Origin of the sequence: Dorea longicatena (assembly GCF_025150085.1) — a bacterium.
GTDB classification, from domain to species: Bacteria; Bacillota; Clostridia; order Lachnospirales; family Lachnospiraceae; genus Dorea_A; species Dorea_A longicatena.
The window spans coordinates 657,501-676,016 of sequence record NZ_CP102280.1; the positions used below are offsets into that span (position 1 = coordinate 657,501).

The 18,516-nt window shown below is 40.9% G+C and carries 21 protein-coding genes and 1 riboswitch; of the genes, 16 read left to right on the forward strand and 5 right to left on the reverse strand.

Features of this window, described 5'->3' with window-relative positions; genetic code table 11:
* Positions 1–221 precede the first annotated feature (221 nt).
* Positions 222–1,238, forward strand: coding sequence for a glycosyltransferase family 2 protein (locus tag NQ508_RS03190; RefSeq protein WP_006427813.1), 1,017 nt, complete (start codon positions 222–224; stop codon positions 1,236–1,238).
* Between the two features lie 659 nt (positions 1,239–1,897).
* On the opposite strand, the gene NQ508_RS03195 is transcribed toward NQ508_RS03190, so the two are convergent.
* The 3 genes from NQ508_RS03195 to NQ508_RS03205 form a co-directional block, all read right to left on the reverse strand.
* Positions 1,898–2,326, reverse strand: a complete 429-nt coding sequence (locus NQ508_RS03195) for an SseB family protein (RefSeq protein ID WP_006426458.1) — start codon at positions 2,324–2,326, stop codon at positions 1,898–1,900.
* A 146-nt stretch (positions 2,327–2,472) separates the two neighbouring features.
* Positions 2,473–3,066 (reverse strand): hypothetical protein, encoded by a 594-nt coding sequence (locus NQ508_RS03200; protein ID WP_006426455.1) that lies wholly within the window; start codon positions 3,064–3,066, stop codon positions 2,473–2,475.
* A complete protein-coding gene (locus NQ508_RS03205) occupies positions 3,056–3,538 on the reverse strand; it encodes an RNA polymerase sigma factor (protein ID WP_044919468.1) in 483 nt (160 codons plus the stop codon). The genes NQ508_RS03200 and NQ508_RS03205 overlap by 11 nt, the downstream gene beginning before the upstream one ends.
* A 368-nt stretch (positions 3,539–3,906) precedes the next feature.
* On the opposite strand from NQ508_RS03205, the gene NQ508_RS03210 reads away from it, so the two are divergent.
* The 9 genes from NQ508_RS03210 (at position 3,907) to NQ508_RS03250 (ending at position 11,654) form a co-directional block, all read left to right on the forward strand.
* Positions 3,907–4,221 (forward strand): MATE family efflux transporter, encoded by a 315-nt coding sequence (locus tag NQ508_RS03210; RefSeq protein ID WP_006426452.1) that lies wholly within the window; start codon positions 3,907–3,909, stop codon positions 4,219–4,221.
* Complete coding sequence (locus NQ508_RS03215) at positions 4,148–4,528, forward strand: hypothetical protein (protein WP_044919466.1); 381 nt, start codon at positions 4,148–4,150, stop codon at positions 4,526–4,528. Before NQ508_RS03210 ends, NQ508_RS03215 begins: the two co-directional genes overlap by 74 nt.
* A gap of 67 nt (positions 4,529–4,595) precedes the next feature.
* On the forward strand, positions 4,596–5,216 hold the full coding sequence (locus NQ508_RS03220) for a TetR/AcrR family transcriptional regulator (protein WP_006426449.1): 621 nt from the start codon (positions 4,596–4,598) through the stop codon (positions 5,214–5,216).
* A gap of 25 nt (positions 5,217–5,241) precedes the next feature.
* Entirely contained in the window at positions 5,242–5,718 is a 477-nt protein-coding gene (locus tag NQ508_RS03225; protein ID WP_044919464.1) for a flavodoxin, read from the forward strand.
* Positions 5,719–5,858: 140 nt separating this feature from the next.
* On the forward strand, positions 5,859–6,293 hold the full coding sequence (locus tag NQ508_RS03230; RefSeq protein WP_242654648.1) for a 2'-5' RNA ligase family protein: 435 nt from the start codon (positions 5,859–5,861) through the stop codon (positions 6,291–6,293).
* A 180-nt stretch (positions 6,294–6,473) separates the two neighbouring features.
* The gene (locus NQ508_RS03235) at positions 6,474–7,913 is read left to right on the forward strand and encodes a phospholipase D-like domain-containing protein (RefSeq protein ID WP_044919516.1); all 1,440 of its coding nucleotides are present in this window, start codon (positions 6,474–6,476) and stop codon (positions 7,911–7,913) included.
* A 67-nt stretch (positions 7,914–7,980) separates the two neighbouring features.
* Entirely contained in the window at positions 7,981–8,604 is a 624-nt protein-coding gene (locus NQ508_RS03240; protein WP_006426445.1) for a DUF4317 family protein, read from the forward strand.
* A gap of 103 nt (positions 8,605–8,707) precedes the next feature.
* Positions 8,708–10,432, forward strand: a complete 1,725-nt coding sequence (locus tag NQ508_RS03245) for an ABC transporter ATP-binding protein (RefSeq protein WP_006426444.1) — start codon at positions 8,708–8,710, stop codon at positions 10,430–10,432.
* Between the two features lie 235 nt (positions 10,433–10,667).
* Positions 10,668–11,654 (forward strand): diaminopimelate dehydrogenase, encoded by a 987-nt coding sequence (locus NQ508_RS03250; protein ID WP_006426443.1) that lies wholly within the window; start codon positions 10,668–10,670, stop codon positions 11,652–11,654.
* A 218-nt stretch (positions 11,655–11,872) separates the two neighbouring features.
* On the opposite strand, the gene NQ508_RS03255 is transcribed toward NQ508_RS03250, so the two are convergent.
* Positions 11,873–13,219: a threonine/serine exporter family protein gene (locus tag NQ508_RS03255; RefSeq protein WP_006426442.1), complete on the reverse strand. Its 1,347-nt coding sequence runs from the start codon at positions 13,217–13,219 to the stop codon at positions 11,873–11,875.
* Positions 13,206–13,973: a DUF4866 domain-containing protein gene (locus NQ508_RS03260; RefSeq protein ID WP_044919462.1), complete on the reverse strand. Its 768-nt coding sequence runs from the start codon at positions 13,971–13,973 to the stop codon at positions 13,206–13,208. Before NQ508_RS03260 ends, NQ508_RS03255 begins: the two co-directional genes overlap by 14 nt.
* Positions 13,974–14,414: 441 nt before the next feature.
* Here NQ508_RS03260 and NQ508_RS03265 point away from each other — a divergent pair, with 441 nt between their 5' ends.
* From NQ508_RS03265 to NQ508_RS03290, 6 genes are all read left to right on the forward strand, one after another.
* The gene (locus NQ508_RS03265; RefSeq protein ID WP_006426440.1) at positions 14,415–15,533 is read left to right on the forward strand and encodes a 5-methyltetrahydropteroyltriglutamate--homocysteine S-methyltransferase; all 1,119 of its coding nucleotides are present in this window, start codon (positions 14,415–14,417) and stop codon (positions 15,531–15,533) included.
* A 181-nt stretch (positions 15,534–15,714) separates the two neighbouring features.
* Positions 15,715–15,996, forward strand: coding sequence for a LysR family transcriptional regulator substrate-binding protein (locus NQ508_RS03270; protein WP_259829091.1), 282 nt, complete (start codon positions 15,715–15,717; stop codon positions 15,994–15,996).
* A 36-nt stretch (positions 15,997–16,032) separates the two neighbouring features.
* Complete coding sequence (locus NQ508_RS03275; protein WP_044919460.1) at positions 16,033–16,332, forward strand: hypothetical protein; 300 nt, start codon at positions 16,033–16,035, stop codon at positions 16,330–16,332.
* Positions 16,333–16,422: 90 nt separating this feature from the next.
* A riboswitch (TPP riboswitch) is annotated at positions 16,423–16,529 on the forward strand.
* Positions 16,530–16,748: 219 nt separating this feature from the next.
* Complete coding sequence (thiS, locus tag NQ508_RS03280; protein ID WP_006426437.1) at positions 16,749–16,946, forward strand: sulfur carrier protein ThiS; 198 nt, start codon at positions 16,749–16,751, stop codon at positions 16,944–16,946.
* A gap of 5 nt (positions 16,947–16,951) precedes the next feature.
* On the forward strand, positions 16,952–17,632 hold the full coding sequence (gene thiF / locus NQ508_RS03285; protein WP_006426436.1) for a sulfur carrier protein ThiS adenylyltransferase ThiF: 681 nt from the start codon (positions 16,952–16,954) through the stop codon (positions 17,630–17,632).
* A gap of 94 nt (positions 17,633–17,726) precedes the next feature.
* Positions 17,727–18,515, forward strand: a complete 789-nt coding sequence (locus NQ508_RS03290; protein WP_006426435.1) for a thiazole synthase — start codon at positions 17,727–17,729, stop codon at positions 18,513–18,515.
* Position 18,516: the final 1 nt, after the last annotated feature.

An 18,516-nucleotide genomic window follows, 5' to 3' on the forward strand; every position in this document is an offset into this window, starting at 1 on the left:
ATCGTCATGTGTTCGGAAGTAGCTACCAAGTTCTCTGTATTTCTTTGATGATTATAGTATAAGAAAGACCTATGAAGAAAGAATGTTAAAGTAATGAAAGAATTTTGAAGGATAAATGAACAAATTGTGAACACGGGATTTTACAAAGATTTTGTTGGAAAATAGCGAAAAATAGATTATACTAATAGAAGTCAAATTGTAGAAAGAGGAGAAAATGAAGAATGAAATATATTTCTTTTGCCATTCCGTGTTATAATTCACAGGATTATATGGCCCATGCGATAGAAAGTATTCTTCCGGGTGGAGAAGATATTGAAATAATTATCGTAAATGACGGATCAAAGGACAGAACATCAGAGATTGCTCATGAATATATGGAAAAATACCCTACTATTATTAAAGTAGTAGACAAGGAAAATGGTGGACATGGAGATGCTGTAAACTCAGGGCTGATGCATGCAACCGGTAAATATTTTAAGGTTGTAGACAGTGATGACTGGGTGGACGAAGATGCACTTCATAAAATATTAGATGTTTTACGCCATATGGAAGAAGATGGAATGGAACTGGATATGTTGATCGCTAACTATGTGTATGAAAAAGTTGGTGCAACACATAAGAAGGTGATTCATTATCGTAACGTATTGCCACAGGATGAGATTTTCCGTTGGGATGATATGGGACATTTCCGTCTGGATCAGTATATTCTGATGCACTCGGTTATTTACCGTACAGACATGTTAAAACTGATCCAACTTCATCTGCCAAAGCATACATTCTATGTGGACAATATTTATGTATATTACCCACTCCCGCATGTACGCAAAATTTACTATATGGATGTAGACTTCTATAGATATTTTATTGGAAGAGAAGATCAGTCGGTTAATGAGAAAGTAATGATCAAAAGGCTGGATCAGCAGATTTTTGTCACAAAGACGATGATTGATATGTATCAGCTTAAAGATATTGGAAGTAAGAAATTAAGACAGTACATGCTTAATTATCTTGCAATCATGATGACAGTTTCTTCTATTCTTTGCATCCGTTCCAAGGATAAAGAAAATCTGGAAAAGAAAAAGGAATTATGGCAGTATCTGAAGAAAAAAGATATGCGAAGCTTTATCAGAATCCGTTACGGTATTCTCGGACAGACAATGAACATTCCGGGAAAATCAGGACGTAAGATATCGTCATTGGTTTATATTGTTGCGCGGAGATTGATTGGATTTAATTAATTTCTATTTAGTTCATCATCGTGGCTTACCCCGGTCCATGAGAAAGACTTGGTATCCTGTTGCGGGCTAAGATTCCACGATGAAGAAGTTGTAAGGGCGTCAGAATTTTCTAAAAGCACCCGGCCTATGTGCCAAACTCGCCGTTCGGCTCAAACAGTGGCACATATTCCGGGTAACGAAAATTCTGGCGCTCTAACAACTTCTAATCATCGATCCATATACGCCCGCAACAGGATACCAAGTCTTTCTCATGTCGTGATAGGCCAATGATAATGAATTCAATAGAGGGACTGTAACCTTTATGTGTAATCGGAAATTTGTAGTGAATGCCTTAATTTTCCGACTTTTCCGATAGATACACTTACGGTAGCACAATGGTTACAATTCCCGGTATTTAATTATTATGGCATGCGAAAACGTGACTGAATAAAAGTATGGGAGTGATTTCTGTGCATATGAGGTCATGGTTAGTAACTCTTGAGTAATAAAATTGGCCGTTAGCCTTGGAAAAATCATTGTCTGAGACGAATGTCGAGTTTTGATTTTTCCAAGGCTGGTTTTAGGACAATTTTGTTGCTCAAGAGTTACTCCATGATCGAATCAGCACAGAAATCACTCCCATACTTTTATTCGGGACTTGGGTAAGACGACATGATGAACTAAATAGAAATCTCTCCTAAAATAATTCTCAACAGTGCTTTATCCAACATAATCGTCCGGTTCCAAGGATTGATGATGATACCCTGAATGTTATCAGCTGTAATGGCAGAATTAAATAACTGTTTCATATCAGTAAGAAATGTAGACATTACGCTTCCGGAACCTTTGAGTTCTTCATCGAAGCTGGTAAATGCCGCCCACCATTTGCGGCCGTCATCGGTCTGGATTGCCTGTACCTGGAGGCCGGAAGCAGCGGAAGAAGGATCAATTGCGATAATCAGTTCGCCGTGTTCATTCATACGCCGGCGGATGACAGTTAGAGTATGAGCAAGCATTTCCTGAGATGGTTCCTGTTGAAGAGCTGCAATGGCAGATTCAATCTTGTTATTGCCTTGTAAAGTTTTATCGGTATGTGTATGGTCATTCATAATTGTGCAAAATCCTTTCTAGATAGATAATGGATACAGAGAACCTGTCAATGACAGCCTCGCTTGCATATTTTTGTATAAAAATATACGGACAGCAAGAGAGCCATCCGTATATTAATATAAAGTATTTCAGTTGGAAGAGCAAGCTAATTGAACTCCCATGGAGAAATATATTTATTTGGAGATGAAGCATATCCATTGTTATATTTCACTGTGACATATAAAGAGTCATCACCATCAACCAGTTTCACATAGCAGATATTATCTTTGTTGAATTTGTGTGTGATATCGATGGACTGATTTTTGTAATACAGGATGACGGAACCATCTTTTTCATATTCTATATCCGGAGCATTTAGTTCTTCCATAATTTCTTCTTGTGTAAGGCTGCGTTCGGAGCCATCCTGGTTAAATGCAATGCCGCCTCCGCCAAATTCTTTATTTTTTCCGTCTTTATCTGCATAAGTTCCGGTATAAGAACCGTCAGAATTGATTGTTAAAGTAGCAGTTGTCTGATCTCCGTGGATCCAGAGCTGGACTTTACGTTGAATTCCGCCAAGATCGGATGCGTAGGCTGTTCCGGTTCCGACTGTTACGATCAGGCATGCGGCAACTGCGGCTGCTAATGTTTTTAATTTGTGCTTCCTATTTAAGATACTCATTTTGTCTACCTCCAGGGAAAAATTGACGGAGGCGGAAAGTGTATCAAAAGTCTGCTTGTATTTTTCTTTATTCGTCATCGTTCCATTCCTCCTTTAAGGTTTCTTTGAGAAGAGCACGTCCGCGGGAAAGCCGGGTCTTTACATTGTTGACAGAAAGATGCAGGATATCACTGATCTCTTGTGTTGTATAATCCTCATAGTAAAAGAGATGCAGGACAATCCGGTATTTTTCGGGAAGTTTCATCACTGTGTCAAACAGAGTTTCTGATTCTGGTGTTTCGAAGGTTAATGTTTCCATATATTCTTCTAAGTTGCATTTATTTCTGTGCCAGAATGAGCGGGTGATATTCTTTGCTTTATTGATTGCAACCCGGATCAGCCAGGCACGGATATGTTCTTCTGTATCAAACTCTTTTTTATATGTGTGATACTGAATAAATGTATCCTGAACGACATCTTCTGCATCTTGTTGGTTTCTGCATATATTAAATGCAATCGCATACAGATGCTTTTGATATCGTTCGATTAAAACTTGTGTTGCTGGTTTCATGAGTACTCCTTTTTTTGTGTTGTATCTACAGAACATGTTGCCGTAAGACCTGCCATAAGCATCTCCTTACAAATGTTCTGGCGACTGAGTGGGGCATCAGACGTTCGTTTCTTAAGGCCTTTCACTTATAATACAAATGAAAACATAGAAAGGTTACAAATTAATGAAAGTTATTTTCAAAAGTTGTTTTTCAAAAGAAAACTTTAGGTATTGGAGGTAAGATATATATTCTAACTATATCTTACTATCGAGCATAGGCATTTTACATTTTAAAATATACGACGTAAACTATATTAAGAAAAAATAGCTTCAATAATAAGCTGAAAAAATTAATATCTATTATAAAATGAGGGTGAGTGGTTTTCATTATGTTTTCGAATAAAGATTTGAAGAATCTGATTGTACCGCTGTTTTTAGAACAGTTATTGATGGCACTGGGCGGAATCGCAGATGTATTTGTGAGTGGTTTTGTAGGGGAGGCTTCGGTATCCGGAGTATCACTTGTAAACTCATTTAATACTATGTTCATCAATTTATTTACAACACTTGCTTCCGATGGTGCGGTAGTGATCAGCCAGTATATAGGAAGGAAAGAAGAGAAAATTGATTATGAAGAAAAATATTGGAGCACAGCTGGCATTATATCCGGCACCGGTAATTGTAGTAGGAGCAATAGTAAATGATAAACCGACATGGACACTGGTGGCACATGCAGGAACTATGGCGCATAGTCATCTGATGGTGTCGCTGGTACATGCACACTACATTAATCAGGAAATTATCGAGAGTAAGAAATTATCAGTAAATATCGTAGACGAAGCATGGCTAAAAGAAGCTGACCGTGTGGGAGTGATAAGCGGAAATAAAGAAGACAAATCAGAATCAGGTAAGATTGATTATCATACATTCAAACCGGTACTTTTTGAATTCCCGACATATGAATATTTTGTGACGGGAGAAAAAGTGGGAGACTGTGCAAAGATGAATTAGAGGTTTTCATCCCTGGCAGATTGTGCTATCATGACAGTATGTCAGAAAGCGAAAGGATGGAAGTTTCATGCCGGCGAGATCAGAAGAAAGAACGAATGCGAGAAAAGAAGAGATCATCAATGCATGCGAAATGCTGTATCAGACGATGAATTTTAAAGATATTACGATAAAGGAAATCGGAAATGTCACCTCTTTTTCCAGAACATCGATATATAATTATTTTGAGACGAAAGAGGAAATCTTTCTTGCATTGTTAAAAAGAGAATACGATGCGTGGATTCTGGATCTACATAAGATTGTTGAAGAACATGAAAGCATGGACGATGAGCAGATTGCATCGGCGATTGCAAAATCTTTGGATCAGCGTCATCAACTTCTGAAGATACTTTCCATGAATCATTATGATCTGGAGGAAAACAGCCGTATTGAGATGTTGATAGAATTCAAAGTATCTTATGGAAATTCACTGAGAGCTGTAATGGGAATTCTTGCAAAATTCAGACCGGATATGGATATTGAAAAGAGACAGGAATTTGTCTATGCATTTTTTCCGTTTATGTTTGGAATTTATCCGTATACCGTGGTGACGGAGAAACAGAAGAAAGCGATGAAAGAAGCAGGAGTTGATTATACTTATAATTCGGTATATGAACTGACGTATACGGCAGTGAAAAAGATGTTGAAGTAATGAAAATATTTGAAAGGAGATAGAAATCATGAAAACATTAGTAGCATATTTTAGTGCAAGCGGAACAACAGAAGGTGTAGCAAAGAAGGTGGCAGAGGCAGCAGGAGCAGATCTGTTCGAGATCAAACCAGAAGTACCATATACAAATGCAGACCTGAACTGGATGGATAAAAAAGCAAGAAGTACGGTTGAGATGAACGATCCGTCTTCCAGACCTGCTACTACAGGAACGGTAGAGAATATGGAGCAGTATGATAACGTAATTATCGGGTTTCCAATCTGGTGGTATGTTGCACCGACAATTATTAACACATTCCTGGAAAGCTATGACTTCGCTGGAAAGAAGATCGCACTTTTTGCCACATCAGGTGGAAGCGGATTTGGGAAAACAGTATCCAGACTGGAAGGTTCTGTGGATAAATCGGCAGAATTCGTGTCAGAGAAACTGTTAAACAGAGCAGGTAAAGCGGAGATTGAAAGCTGGCTGAAGAGCTGGATGTAAGAAGCAGATAAGATGCAGGAAGCCTTTTCGGTGATTCAGGAGATAAAATGTATCTGATATCGGTGTATTTTGATGACAAAAGCAATAAAATAATTTCCAATTATATAAATAAAATTGCGCAAAAGACGGGAAATACGTTTATGACAGATAATCATGTTCCACCACATCTGACAATTATGTCTGTAGAGGCAAGAGAGGAAAAAAAATTGACAGAGGTGATGGAACAGTTGGAGAGGTCCCTGACCAAAGGGCAGATCCAGCTGGTCTCGGTCGGAGTGTTATTGCCGTATGTATTGTATGCGGCACCGGTTCTGAATCTGTATCTGGAAGATATGATCGAACAGGTACATGATATGGTAAAGCACATTCCGGAGGTCAGAATGAGCCGGTATTATCAGCCTATGCAGTGGATTCCGCATATCACACTGGGAAAGAAGCTTTCAAAAGAACAGATGCAGGAAGCCTTTTCGGTGATGCAGGAACTGTTTGCGCCGATGGAAGTGACGGTGGCAGAGATCGGACTTGCGAAGACGAATCCGCATCAGGATCTGATAAGAGTAGAATTAAATGACTGATCGATAAAAAAGAGCATGAAGGAATGCAGAGGATATCGAAAGATGATCCCGGCATAGAATTCATGCTTTTTTTATATTATGACAGGATATTCTGCGTTATAATAAGTGAAAGAATCAGGAGATTGAAAAAGAATATGCAGCAACTCATATAAAAAGAAAAACATGGAAAGCCGGAATGTTATGAAAAAGTACATAGGTATATTAGCAAAAATAACAGGATTCATACTGATTGTGATTCTGGCGGTGAATATCATTCTGCCGCTGATAAAAAGAAATCCGGATGCAGCTTATGAGAAAGAACTGGAACAGACTACATTTACGGAAGAAACGATGAAGGATGTCGGCGGAAACCAGGCGGGAAAAAAGAATGCAGAGCGGATCAGATGTATTGATGACAATGAAGAGGCTCTGTTGTGGCGGCTCCGTATGATCGGAAATGCGAAAAAAAGTATTGTGTTATCCACATTTGATCTGCGTCCGGATGACAGTGGTACGAAGATCATTGCGGCATTGTATACGGCGGCAGAAAGGGGTGTGCAGGTACAGATATTGATCGACGGGATCTATCAGAAACTCTTTCTGGAAAAGAGTCCGGTGTTTCAGGCACTGGCAGCACATCAGAATATAGAAGTTGGAATCTATAATCCAGTCACGAATCTTATGCGTCTGAATTACCGGATGCATGATAAGTACCTGATCATTGATGAATCGATGTATCTGCTGGGAGGACGCAATACCAATGATATCTTTCTGGGAGATAAAAAGACCAGAATTAATGTAGACCGGGATATTTTTGTATATGAAGAGACACAAGGAAAAGGGGAATCGCTGCAGGCACTCGAGAAATATTTTGATACCATATGGAATGAAGCACAGGTCAGGAAAAAGAAGAAAACATATGCTGCATCTTATGAAGAAAAGTATAAAAGCGAATACCATCAGTTGAAAGAACGATACCGTTCATTAAAAGAGAAGTATCCGGATATCGAAAACTATGAGCACTGGGAAGACGATACATATGAAGCAGATAAGATCACACTGATCGATAATGGAACGCAGACGGCTAGAAAAAGTCCGAAAGTTCTTCAGGCGATCGGGTATATCGCCGGACAGGGAGAAGAGGTGGTCATCCAGACTCCGTATGTGATCTGTAATTCCTATATGTATCAGAAACTGAAGCAGATATCGGAAAAGGCAGATCTTAAGATTGTACTCAATGCAGTGGAAAAAGGTTCGAATCCATGGGGATGTACGGATTATCTGAACCAGAAAGAAAATATCCTTGGAACAGGTGCGACGGTATATGAGCTGATGAATGCCCATGCAGTACATACCAAGACGGTTCTGATAGATGATAATATATCCATTGTGGGTTCGTACAATCTGGATATGCGGAGTACGTATCTGGACACGGAACTGATGCTGGTGATCGAAAGTAAACGTTTGAATGAGGAAATCCGTGATACAGAAAATGTTTATATTGAGAAAAGCAAAGAAGTAAAAACAGATGGTACGGAGACGGAAGGAAGTCTGTATAAGAAAAAAGTACTGACACCGGAAAAGAAGCGGTTCTATGCATTTCTGAAAATTATTATCAGACCATTTCGGCATCTGTTATGAGCAGATAGTGAAAGGAATACATTCGTTTCAACGATAAGAATTGGAAAGTAAAAGGAAAAGAAACAAAATGATTAACAGAGAAGACATGCTGGCACTGACCAGAAGAATGACAGTTAAGAGAACATCTATGACCAGAATCGCCGGAGGATATCTGGACATGGATGGGTATATAGACGGGACATTTAACACGGGTTTTTTAAAATTGAGCCCAGATGAGAAAGAAAAAAATTTACAGATAGCAAAAGTAATCCCATTTGCAGATACGAATCAGAATCTGAAAGAATATGCATTTTCCAGTGAGAAGATGAAAGGTGACAGTATGTGGAAGCTTTTAATGGGAATGCGTGTGTGTGGACTGAAAAATGATGCATTAATGGAGACCTTTTATGAGATTGTCGGGGAACAATATCAGGCAATGGGAGATTATGCGGTCTATGTATTTCATGACAGGTATGACATTCCGGCAAAGGGCAAAGATCATGTCCGCCAGGGGGAATCCGAGGAGATGTTCGAATATCTGATCTGCGCTATCTGTCCGGTGAGTGGAGACTATGAGCCCGGAGAACCGGAGTGCGGCTTTCTTTTCCCGGCATTTATGGATGGCGCAGCAGCACTCAATTATGTGGACGTATATCAGAAGGATCAGGCACATCCGCATACAGAGCTTCTGAAAATGCTTGGCGTGTGGTGAGATAGAGAAAATTTCTTATAAATGAGTTTAATGGTTCCCAATTCCTTCCGGATATCCTATAATATAGTGGATTGAGTTTATAGGAAAAGGCAGGGAATATACAATGCATACAATGAAAAAATTCATCCGGTATTATGCCCCGTATAAGGCGGTATTCTTTCTGGATCTGATCTGTGCGGCGGTTATAAGTCTGGTAGATCTTGCATTTCCGCAGATATTGCGGACACTTACAAAGACCTTGTTCGCAGAACCGGCAGACCGTATATTACAGGCCCTTCTCCCAATCGGAGCGGGGCTTCTTGTAATTTATATTTTACAGGCGCTGTGTAAATATTATGTCAGCTATCAGGGACATATGATGGGCGCCAATATGGAACGGGACATGCGGCAGCAGCTTTTTGACCATTATGAGAAATTGTCATTTTCATATTATGACCAGAATAATTCCGGGCAGATGATGAGCAAGCTGGTATCGGACCTTTTTGATATCTCAGAGTTTGCACATCACGGACCGGAGAACTTATTTATTTCGCTGATCAAAATTATCGGTTCGTTCATATTCCTGTTTCTGATCAACTGGAGACTGGCAATACCGCTTCTGGTTCTGGTAGTGTTCATGTTGTTCTTCTCGTACGGGCAGAATAAGAAGATGCAGGCGACATTCATGGACAACCGGCGTAAGATCGGGGATGTTAATTCGAGTCTTCAGGATACACTGGCCGGGATCCGTGTTGTACAGTCCTTTGCAAATGAAGAGATTGAACGGGAGAAGTTCCGAAAAAGCAACCAGGGATTTCTGCGTTCCAAGGATGCCAATTATAAATGTATGGGAAGCTTTATGAGCGGCAACCTGTTCTTTCAGGGGATGATGTATCTGGTAACGCTGGTATTCGGAGGATGGCTGATCGCACATGGGAAGATGGAGGCAGCGGATCTTGCGATGTACGCACTCTATATTGGGATCTTTATCAGCCCGATACAGATTCTGGTCGAGCTTACTGAGATGATGCAGAAAGGACTGTCCGGATTCCGCAGATTTCTGGATGTGGTAGAGACCGAGCCGGAGATCGTGAATGCACCGGACGCAGAATCAATAGATGAAGTAAACGGACACGTTTCTTATGAAAACGTATCGTTTCATTATAGCGACGATGATACACCGGTGCTTTCTAATGTTACATTCGACATTCCGGCAGGAAAATCCGTGGCTTTAGTCGGACCTTCGGGAAGTGGTAAGACGACGATCTGCTCTCTGCTTCCGAGATTCTATGATGTAACAGGCGGACGTGTTACGATTGACGGAAAAGATGTCCGGGATCTGACACTGGAAAGTCTGCGTAATCAGATCGGACTGGTACAGCAGGATGTGTATCTGTTCTGTGGAAGTATTAAAGAGAATATCGCATATGGGAAGCCGGGAGCATCTATGGAAGAGATTGAAGACGCAGCAAGGAAAGCGAACATTCATGATTTTATTATGGAACTGCCGGACGGATATGATACATTTGTTGGTGAACGTGGAACAAGACTTTCCGGCGGACAGAAACAGAGAATCTCGATTGCAAGAGTATTTCTTAAGAATCCGTCAATCCTGATTCTGGATGAGGCGACAAGTGCACTGGATAATGAGAGCGAACGCTGGATCCAGAAGAGTCTGGAAGAGCTTGCAAAGAACCGGACAACGATTACGATCGCGCATCGATTATCAACAATCCGCAATGCGGATGAGATCCTTGTAGTGGCAGATAATGGAATCGCAGAGCGTGGAACACATGAAGAACTGTTAAAACAGGGCGGAATCTATGCGCATTATAATGAGATGGGATAGGCAGAAGATAAGAAAAACGGAAGCTGCTCTGTGAGTAGAAACATAAAAATTATCAATAAAGAAATTTGCAAAAGAAAAAGATTGCCGTGAAAAGAATCTATGATATAATTTACAAAGATATCAGCGGCAGAAAAGACAGTGCAAAACTGTAAAGGAACAGTAGAAATGATTGATATCAGTGAATAAAAACGGCCACCGAATAAGGCGGCAAATCATAAGAAACAGAGGTAGAATTATGGGAAAAATCAGAATTGGTATCGTTGGATACGGTAACATCGGACGCGGAGTAGAGCAGTCTATCAAGCGTAATGATGATATGGAATTAAAAGCAGTATTTACAAGAAGAGATCCTGCAAGTGTAAAGATCCAGACAGAAGGGGCAGAAGTAAAGCACTTTGATGATATGGAAGCTATGAAAGATGATATCGATGTAATGATCCTCTGCGGCGGATCAGCAACAGACCTTCCGGTAATCGGACCGAAGGTAGCAGCATCATTCAATACCATTGACAGCTTTGATACACATGCTAAGATCCCTGAGTATTTTGCAAATGTAGATAAAGCAGCAAAAGAAGGAAAGAATGTAAGTATTATCTCAGTAGGCTGGGATCCGGGAATGTTCTCTCTGAATCGTCTGTATGCAGAGTCTATCCTGGTACAGGGAAGCACTTATACATTCTGGGGAAAAGGGGTCAGCCAGGGACACTCTGATGCAATCCGCCGTATCGAAGGTGTGAAGAACGGAATCCAGTATACGGTACCGATCGAAGCAGCGGTTGACCAGGTAAGAAGCGGAAGTGAACCGGAGTTGACAACAAGACAGAAACATTTAAGAGAGTGTTATGTAGTAGCAGAAGAAGGAGCAGATAAAGCAGCCATTGAAGAGGCAATCAAGACAATGCCAAACTACTTTGATGAATATGATACAACGGTAACATTTATCACAGAAGAAGAATTAAAAGAAAACCACAGCAAGATGCCTCACGGTGGATTCGTGATCCGTACCGGTGAGACAGGATGCGAAGGCAACAAGCATGTGATCGAATATTCTCTGAAACTGGATTCCAACCCGGAATTCACAGGAAGTGTTCTGGTAGCTTATGCACGTGCTGCACACAGACTTTCTAAGAAAGGTGAATCAGGAGCAAGAAGCGTATTCGATATCGCACCGGCTATGCTGTCTCAGATGACACCGGAAGAGTTAAGAGCACATATGCTGTAAGAGATAATTAATAAAAATGTATACAAGTTCCATCGTAGACTATTAATGTTGTGATGGAATATAAGGAGCAGAAGTAAAAAATCAGGCATCGGAGGCGAAATGAAAACTCGTTTCCGGTGCCTGATTTTGTAGAAACTACGGATTTATTTAAGATTTCCTGCTGACTGGTTTATGGTTTGCCGGACAGAGTGGAAAGAAGCTATCTAAAATGAGAGATTTTACGTACAATACCGAAACGTACGATCGGTCAGAATTCTCGCAAATATCAGTCCAAGCGGCAACATCACAATAATCATAATCGCAGAAGTAAACCATGAAACCGCATCCGTCAGGGACATAATCCCGAAATTATAAATCGCACGGTACAGGTAAAGTCCCGGAACCATGATCACGATAGAAGGCACGGTAAGCGAGATTCTTGGATATCCATTACTCTTTTTAATAAAAGAAGCGAGCAATCCGGCAGTCAGAGCCCCGATAAATGCGGCGGCGGCCGGAGGCATATGTGTGAAATCAACAAGTTCAAGCCGGAGTGTATTGGCAATGGCACCAATAAATGCAGCCGTTGCCGCCATCGAATGAGAACTGTTGAACATGATCGAGAAACCGAATACTCCGCAAAAGCTTGCAATCACACGGAAAATCAGACGGGCAGCAGCACTTAGATGCAGTGCCGTAAAATCGGCCGGTTCCAGATGCAGAAGTAAAGCCATGATCCATGCAAATAAAGTGGCAACCATAACGATAATGATTGCATAAGTAAGCCGCTCCAGTCCCGAACGCAGATCCAGCTTTGCAAGGTCGATCCCGCTTGTAATAAATGGAAATCCCGGGATGATGAACAGCATCGAGCAGATATAACCAGCTTCATGAAATTCCGGAATGTGAAAGACAAGTTCTGCAAGTTTCAGAAAGACTGCATAGGTAAAACATGCTGCTGAAACAGAGACTGCTATATTCAAAAACAGTGTGTAATGGTGTTTGATCAGTTTCGTACGGATCAGATTACCAATCCCGGCGGCAATAAAAGCAAGAGCCATCTCAACCGGTCCGCCTCCGAGTAAAAAAGTAAAACCGCAGCAGGCAAGAGCTGCGGCAAGCCCCAGCTTTGCAGGTGAATAAAGAGCATGGATTTCTTCAATTTCATCCAGTCGTTTATGGATATCTTCACCGGTCATATGTGCTTCTTCTTCCGGAAAATGATCTACAAACTGTTCCATGCGGTAAAGCTTGGAGGTATTCACTCCCGTATTGGCAATATTCAACGACTGGGAAACACAATCGTTTCCATCGAAACAGTTAAATACAATGGACATCAATCCTACGTCTACCGTACAGGTTACACCAAGCTCTTTGGAAAGCCGGTTCATGGAAGTCCGTACACGCCATGCACCGGTTCCACAGGAGAGCATGATTAACCCAACACGGCCGATGACAGAAGCTTTCTCGATCAGTCCGGCTTCTGCAATCAACACATTACTGTCATCATTGGCGTAGTCATGCCATGGAATCTCCATATGATTTTTTTCCATAATATCAATAAAGTCAGAATTAGTTGTCTGCATAAATGATCGCCTCTGCTTTGGAAACGTGGCGTTCCAGATTTTTTAAGAAATGTGAATTCGGAAAGAAAACTCCGATCTCATCATAACGGGTATTATCTTCAACAAGAGAATCCTGTCCATAGAATACATAGGACATAGGAAGCTCTTTCTGAAGTTTTATGACAATATCCAGAATAGCAGAATAAGCTTCTGCTTCGGTTTCTTTTAATTTTACGGTATCCGGTAATTCACGGATCAACAGTACACCGTTATTCTTTTCCAGAATGTTTTGTTCCGGTTCCATATCGTCGGATGTATAAGAATGGCTGTAGCGGTATGCCTGTGCCAGAAAAATATTCTTTGGAGCTCCGAGATCTGTATATACCTCATGGAAATGACGGTATTCCCGTTCATGAATCGATCTCTTATATTCAGGAAGTAACATTCCGTTTTCATCTGTCATGATCATCGGATTCTGTTTTCCGTCCGCATTGAACCGATAGGGAATCAGGAATGCATTTCTTAAAAGATCAAAGACTGTATTCTGACAGATAGCCATCAGAAACGCAGATAAATCCCGATTGCGATAAGAATTAAAAAGAGCCTGTGCGAATTCTGTAGATGACGGAGAATCGGGAAGGTCTACCCCATCGTTACTGAATAAATAACTGCAGAATGTTTCCATCAGTTTTTCACATGCCCATTTATCTTCGGATATTTTCTTAAATAAGATTTCTGATTTTTCTTCTCTGGGAAAAAGTGTTTTTTCCTCCATAATAAAGCGCTTCCTTTCATATTTTTTCATCCGAATAAATTATACAACTGTGATAAAGATAAGTGAAAGCTATAATTAATATAGCGGATATATGATTGTGATATAATAAAGAAGTGAAATCTGAGATTTTTATGCCAAAGTATACAAGAAAGGGTGGCGGTGGCAGGCTATATAGATGTCAAAATATGTAAGAAAAATTGCCGGTGGCAGCTTCTGTAGATAGTCGGTTGATGATTTGAAAGGGATATTTGATATAGTTTAAAACTATGACAAATACACATTTTTTTGTATTATACAAGTTTATCAAAACAAATTATAATAAATCCATCGATCGAGAACATCATCAAGAATATGAAAAATATAAAAAATATAAAAGAAAGCCATCAGGGACAACAAAAAAGACAGAAAACCTAAGTCTCTGCCGGCAAGGAGGAAATAATCATGAACACACCATTTCGTTACGACTTTGTAGGAAGTTTTTTACGCCCACAGAAATTAAAAGACGCAAGAAAGAATTTCGAAGAAGGGACAATCTCACAGGAAAAACTGACCGCAGTAGAAGATGAATGCATCCTGGAACTGGTGGCAAAGATTAAGGAACTTGGATATCATGTGATCACGGACGGAGAATTCAGAAGATCGACATGGCATCTGGATTTCATGTGGGGATTTGAAGGTATCGAGCATCAGAAGACAGTAGAGGGGAATACAACATTTGACGCAGAAGCTGCAATGATTGATGATACATACATGACGGGAAAGATTTCAGTAAAGAATCATCCTTTCGTAGAGCATTTCAAATTCATCAAAGCATTAGAAGATGAAAATACTGTCGCAAAACAGACTATCCCGTCACCGGGACAGTTCTATGCATACTTTACCGGGGCACAGCTTCTGAATACAACATTAGAAATCTATGGATCGGAAGAAGCATTTGCCGAGGATGTGATTAAGGCATACGGTGAATTCGTGCAGGAAATCTATGCAGCAGGCTGCCGTAACCTTCAGTTTGATGACTGCGTATGGGGCGGAATGGTAGATGCGAAGATGGCAGTTGCACTGACCGGAAGAACAGGACAGAGACTGGAAGATTACAAGAAACTCCTTCTGGAACTGAATAACCAGGTAGTAGCACAGGCACCGGAAGATCTGGTGATCAATACACATGTATGCCGTGGAAATTATCATTCTACATTCTTCAGTTCCGGAGCATATGATTCCGTAGCGGATTTGTTATTCGGAGAAGAAAATGTAAATGCATATTATCTGGAATATGACGACAAGAGATCCGGCGGATTTGCACCACTTGCAAAGGTATCCGGCGATAAGAAGGTCGTACTTGGACTTATAACAACCAAGACACCGGAACTGGAAGACAAAGAAAAAGTAATCGCAAGAATCCACGAAGCAGCAAAATATGTTCCGCTTGACCGCTTATACTTAAGCCCGCAGTGCGGATTTGCATCCTGCGAGATTGGTAATAAGCTGACAGAAGAAGAACAGTGGGCAAAGCTTAAGCTTGTAAAAGAGATTGCCGACGAAGTCTGGTCAGACAGATAAGCCAGAACAGATTGGCCATAAGCCAGCCGATACCGGTAGCAATGGCAGGGGCTGCCAGCCCGAAATGAGGGAAGAAGAACCAGGTTAAGATTACGCAAAGTGCAATCTGGAGCGTATTTCCGGCTAACGTCAGAACCATTTTCCCAAGTACGTTATAAGTACCGGTGAAGGTTCCGCTGGTATTGATCGTACCTTTTGCAAGGATCCGATGGTTGCATTATTGCCGGAGGGACACAAGCTGGCAAAAAGAAAGACATTTTCGGCAAAATTTGCAGAGACGGAAGCCTATATTGTAACATGTCCAGGATTAGATATTGATGGAACACGTTATCTGGATAAGCATGGGATTAAGCCGAATGTACAGTTTTCGACAATGGATATTCAGGCAACATATGCGATGGCGGCAGCGGGAATGGGTGTGAGCATTAAAATCGTTCTATCATCTGGAAGTATGATATACTGATAACAAGACCTGCAAAAAAAGATGGAGGTGGACTACATGGATGTTGCAACGATGGTAGCGATTAATAACCTGAATATGGTTACAGTGATGGCAGTACAGGCGGCAAATAATGTAATCACGATCGTAAATGGAGAAAGGATGGAAGAAGATATGGATGGTTCAATGTTAGATCAGTATATGGGAAAAGAATGTACGATAAGTCTGTTCAACGAAGTAGGAGCAATCAAAGGAAAGCTCATGGACGCAGATATACAGTGGGTAAAGGTTGATACAAAGAAAGGGACACAGCTGATTAACAGAAATATGGTACGGAATATTACTTTTGATAATAAATAGAATGAATAAAAATAGTTGTTTCGAAAAAAGTCAGAAATGAATAAAAAATGAGTTGACATTTCGTGTATGAGTTCTTATACTTAAATGTGTAGATAAAACACGGGGAGCTTGTGTACCAGGCTGAGAGGAAGTTAAGAACTTCGACCCATATACCTGATTTGGATAATGCCAACGTAGGAATGTATAACGTAGATTTTAGGAGAGATGCATTTAGTTGGTAGCTCTCTTTTTTGTTACTATGTGACGGAAATCAGGAACAATTGAATATCGGATAAGTTGAGAGTGAACGAGAGTTCATGAAGGGGTGCACCACCACGGGTGTATTTACTTCGTGAACTCTTTTTTTCATACTAAAGTATGCAAGAGAAGTTGTCAGTGGCAAGTTCGCTGTATATATCCGGGAAAGGAGAACATACATGATTATCGTAAATGGAAAAGAAATCAATCTGACAGAGGATACGACTGTTGCAGAATATCTGGAGCAGAATCAGTATCAGGTAAAAAGAATTGCTGTAGAGTTAAACGGAGATATTCTTCCAAAATATAGTTATTCCGATACCATGTTAAAAGACGGCGACCGTCTGGAAGTTGTGACATTTGTAGGAGGAGGCTAACATTCATGGGAGAAATCGTATCAGAAAATATGACGAAAAATGCGAACGCAAAAGTACTTAGTAAAGAAGAGATTATGGCTGCGCTTAATGAAAGACATTCTCCGGAAAAGCAGAAGCATCTGTCTGCAGGAAGGGTTGCGATAGCCGGACTTGGCGGATTGGGATCAAATGTGGCATATGCACTTGCCAGAATCGGAGTCGGACATCTCCATCTGATAGATTTTGATGTAGTAGATATTACGAACCTGAACCGGCAGCAGTACTTTATGGAGCATATCGGAATGTATAAAACAGATGCGTTAAAATCATTACTGTTAAAAATTAATCCGTATCTGGATATCTATACAGACTGTGTGAAAGTCACAGAAGAAAATCTTAAGACACTATTTCGTGACGAGCCTATTGTATGTGAAGCATTCGATAATCCAGAGGCGAAGGCAATGCTGGTGAATGGAATACTGGAACATTTTCCGGAAAAGAAACTGGTATCGGCAACCGGTATGGCAGGATACGGAAGCAGTAATACGATTCGCACACAGAAGTTAATGAAGAACTTTTACCTGTGCGGAGACCGCGAGACGGCACCAACTTATGGGAATGGTCTTATGGCACCAAGAGTTGCAATCTGTGCAGCACATGAGGCGAATATGATCACACGTCTGATCCTTGGAGAAGAGGATGTGTAGGAAGACAGGTAAGAAACATAAGATTCATGCCGCAAAAAAAGATAGATAAATAAAAAAGCATGAGCAGAAAATAATAGGAAAGAAGGTCCTGATTATGGATAAAAAAGAAATAAAAAATACAGATACATTTACACTTGGAGGAAAAGAGTTTACTTCTCGTTTTATATTAGGTTCAGGAAAATTTTCACTGGATCTGGTGAAAGCATGTGTGGAAAAAGCAGGGGCACAGATTATCACACTGGCACTCCGTCGTGCAAATGAAGGCGGTTTGGCAAATATTCTGGATTATATTCCGGAAGATGTGACACTTCTTCCGAATACATCAGGAGCCAGAAATGCAGAAGAAGCGGTACGTATTGCCAGACTTTCCAGAGAAGTCGGATGTGGCAATTTCGTCAAAGTGGAAGTGGTAAGAGATTCGAAATATCTCCTTCCGGATAATTATGAGACGATCAAAGCTACAGAAATTCTTGCAAAAGAAGGATTCGTGGTTATGCCGTACATGTATCCAGATTTGAATGCTGCAAGAGATCTTGCAAATGCCGGTGCAGCATGTATCATGCCGCTTGGCGCACCGATCGGATCAAATAAAGGGCTTAGCACAAAAGACTTTATTCAGATCCTGATCGATGAGATTGATCTGCCGATCATCGTAGATGCCGGAATCGGACGTCCGTCCCAGGCATGCGAGGCAATGGAGATGGGTGCAGCCGCAGTGATGGCAAATACGGCAATCGCAACAGCAGGAGATGTACCGGCGATGGCAGAAGCATTTAAGAAAGCAATCGAAGCGGGCAGAAGTGCGTACCTTTCCGGACTTGGAAGAACGATTGAGCGTGGTGCAAGTGCATCTTCACCGCTGACCGGATTTCTGCAGGATTAGG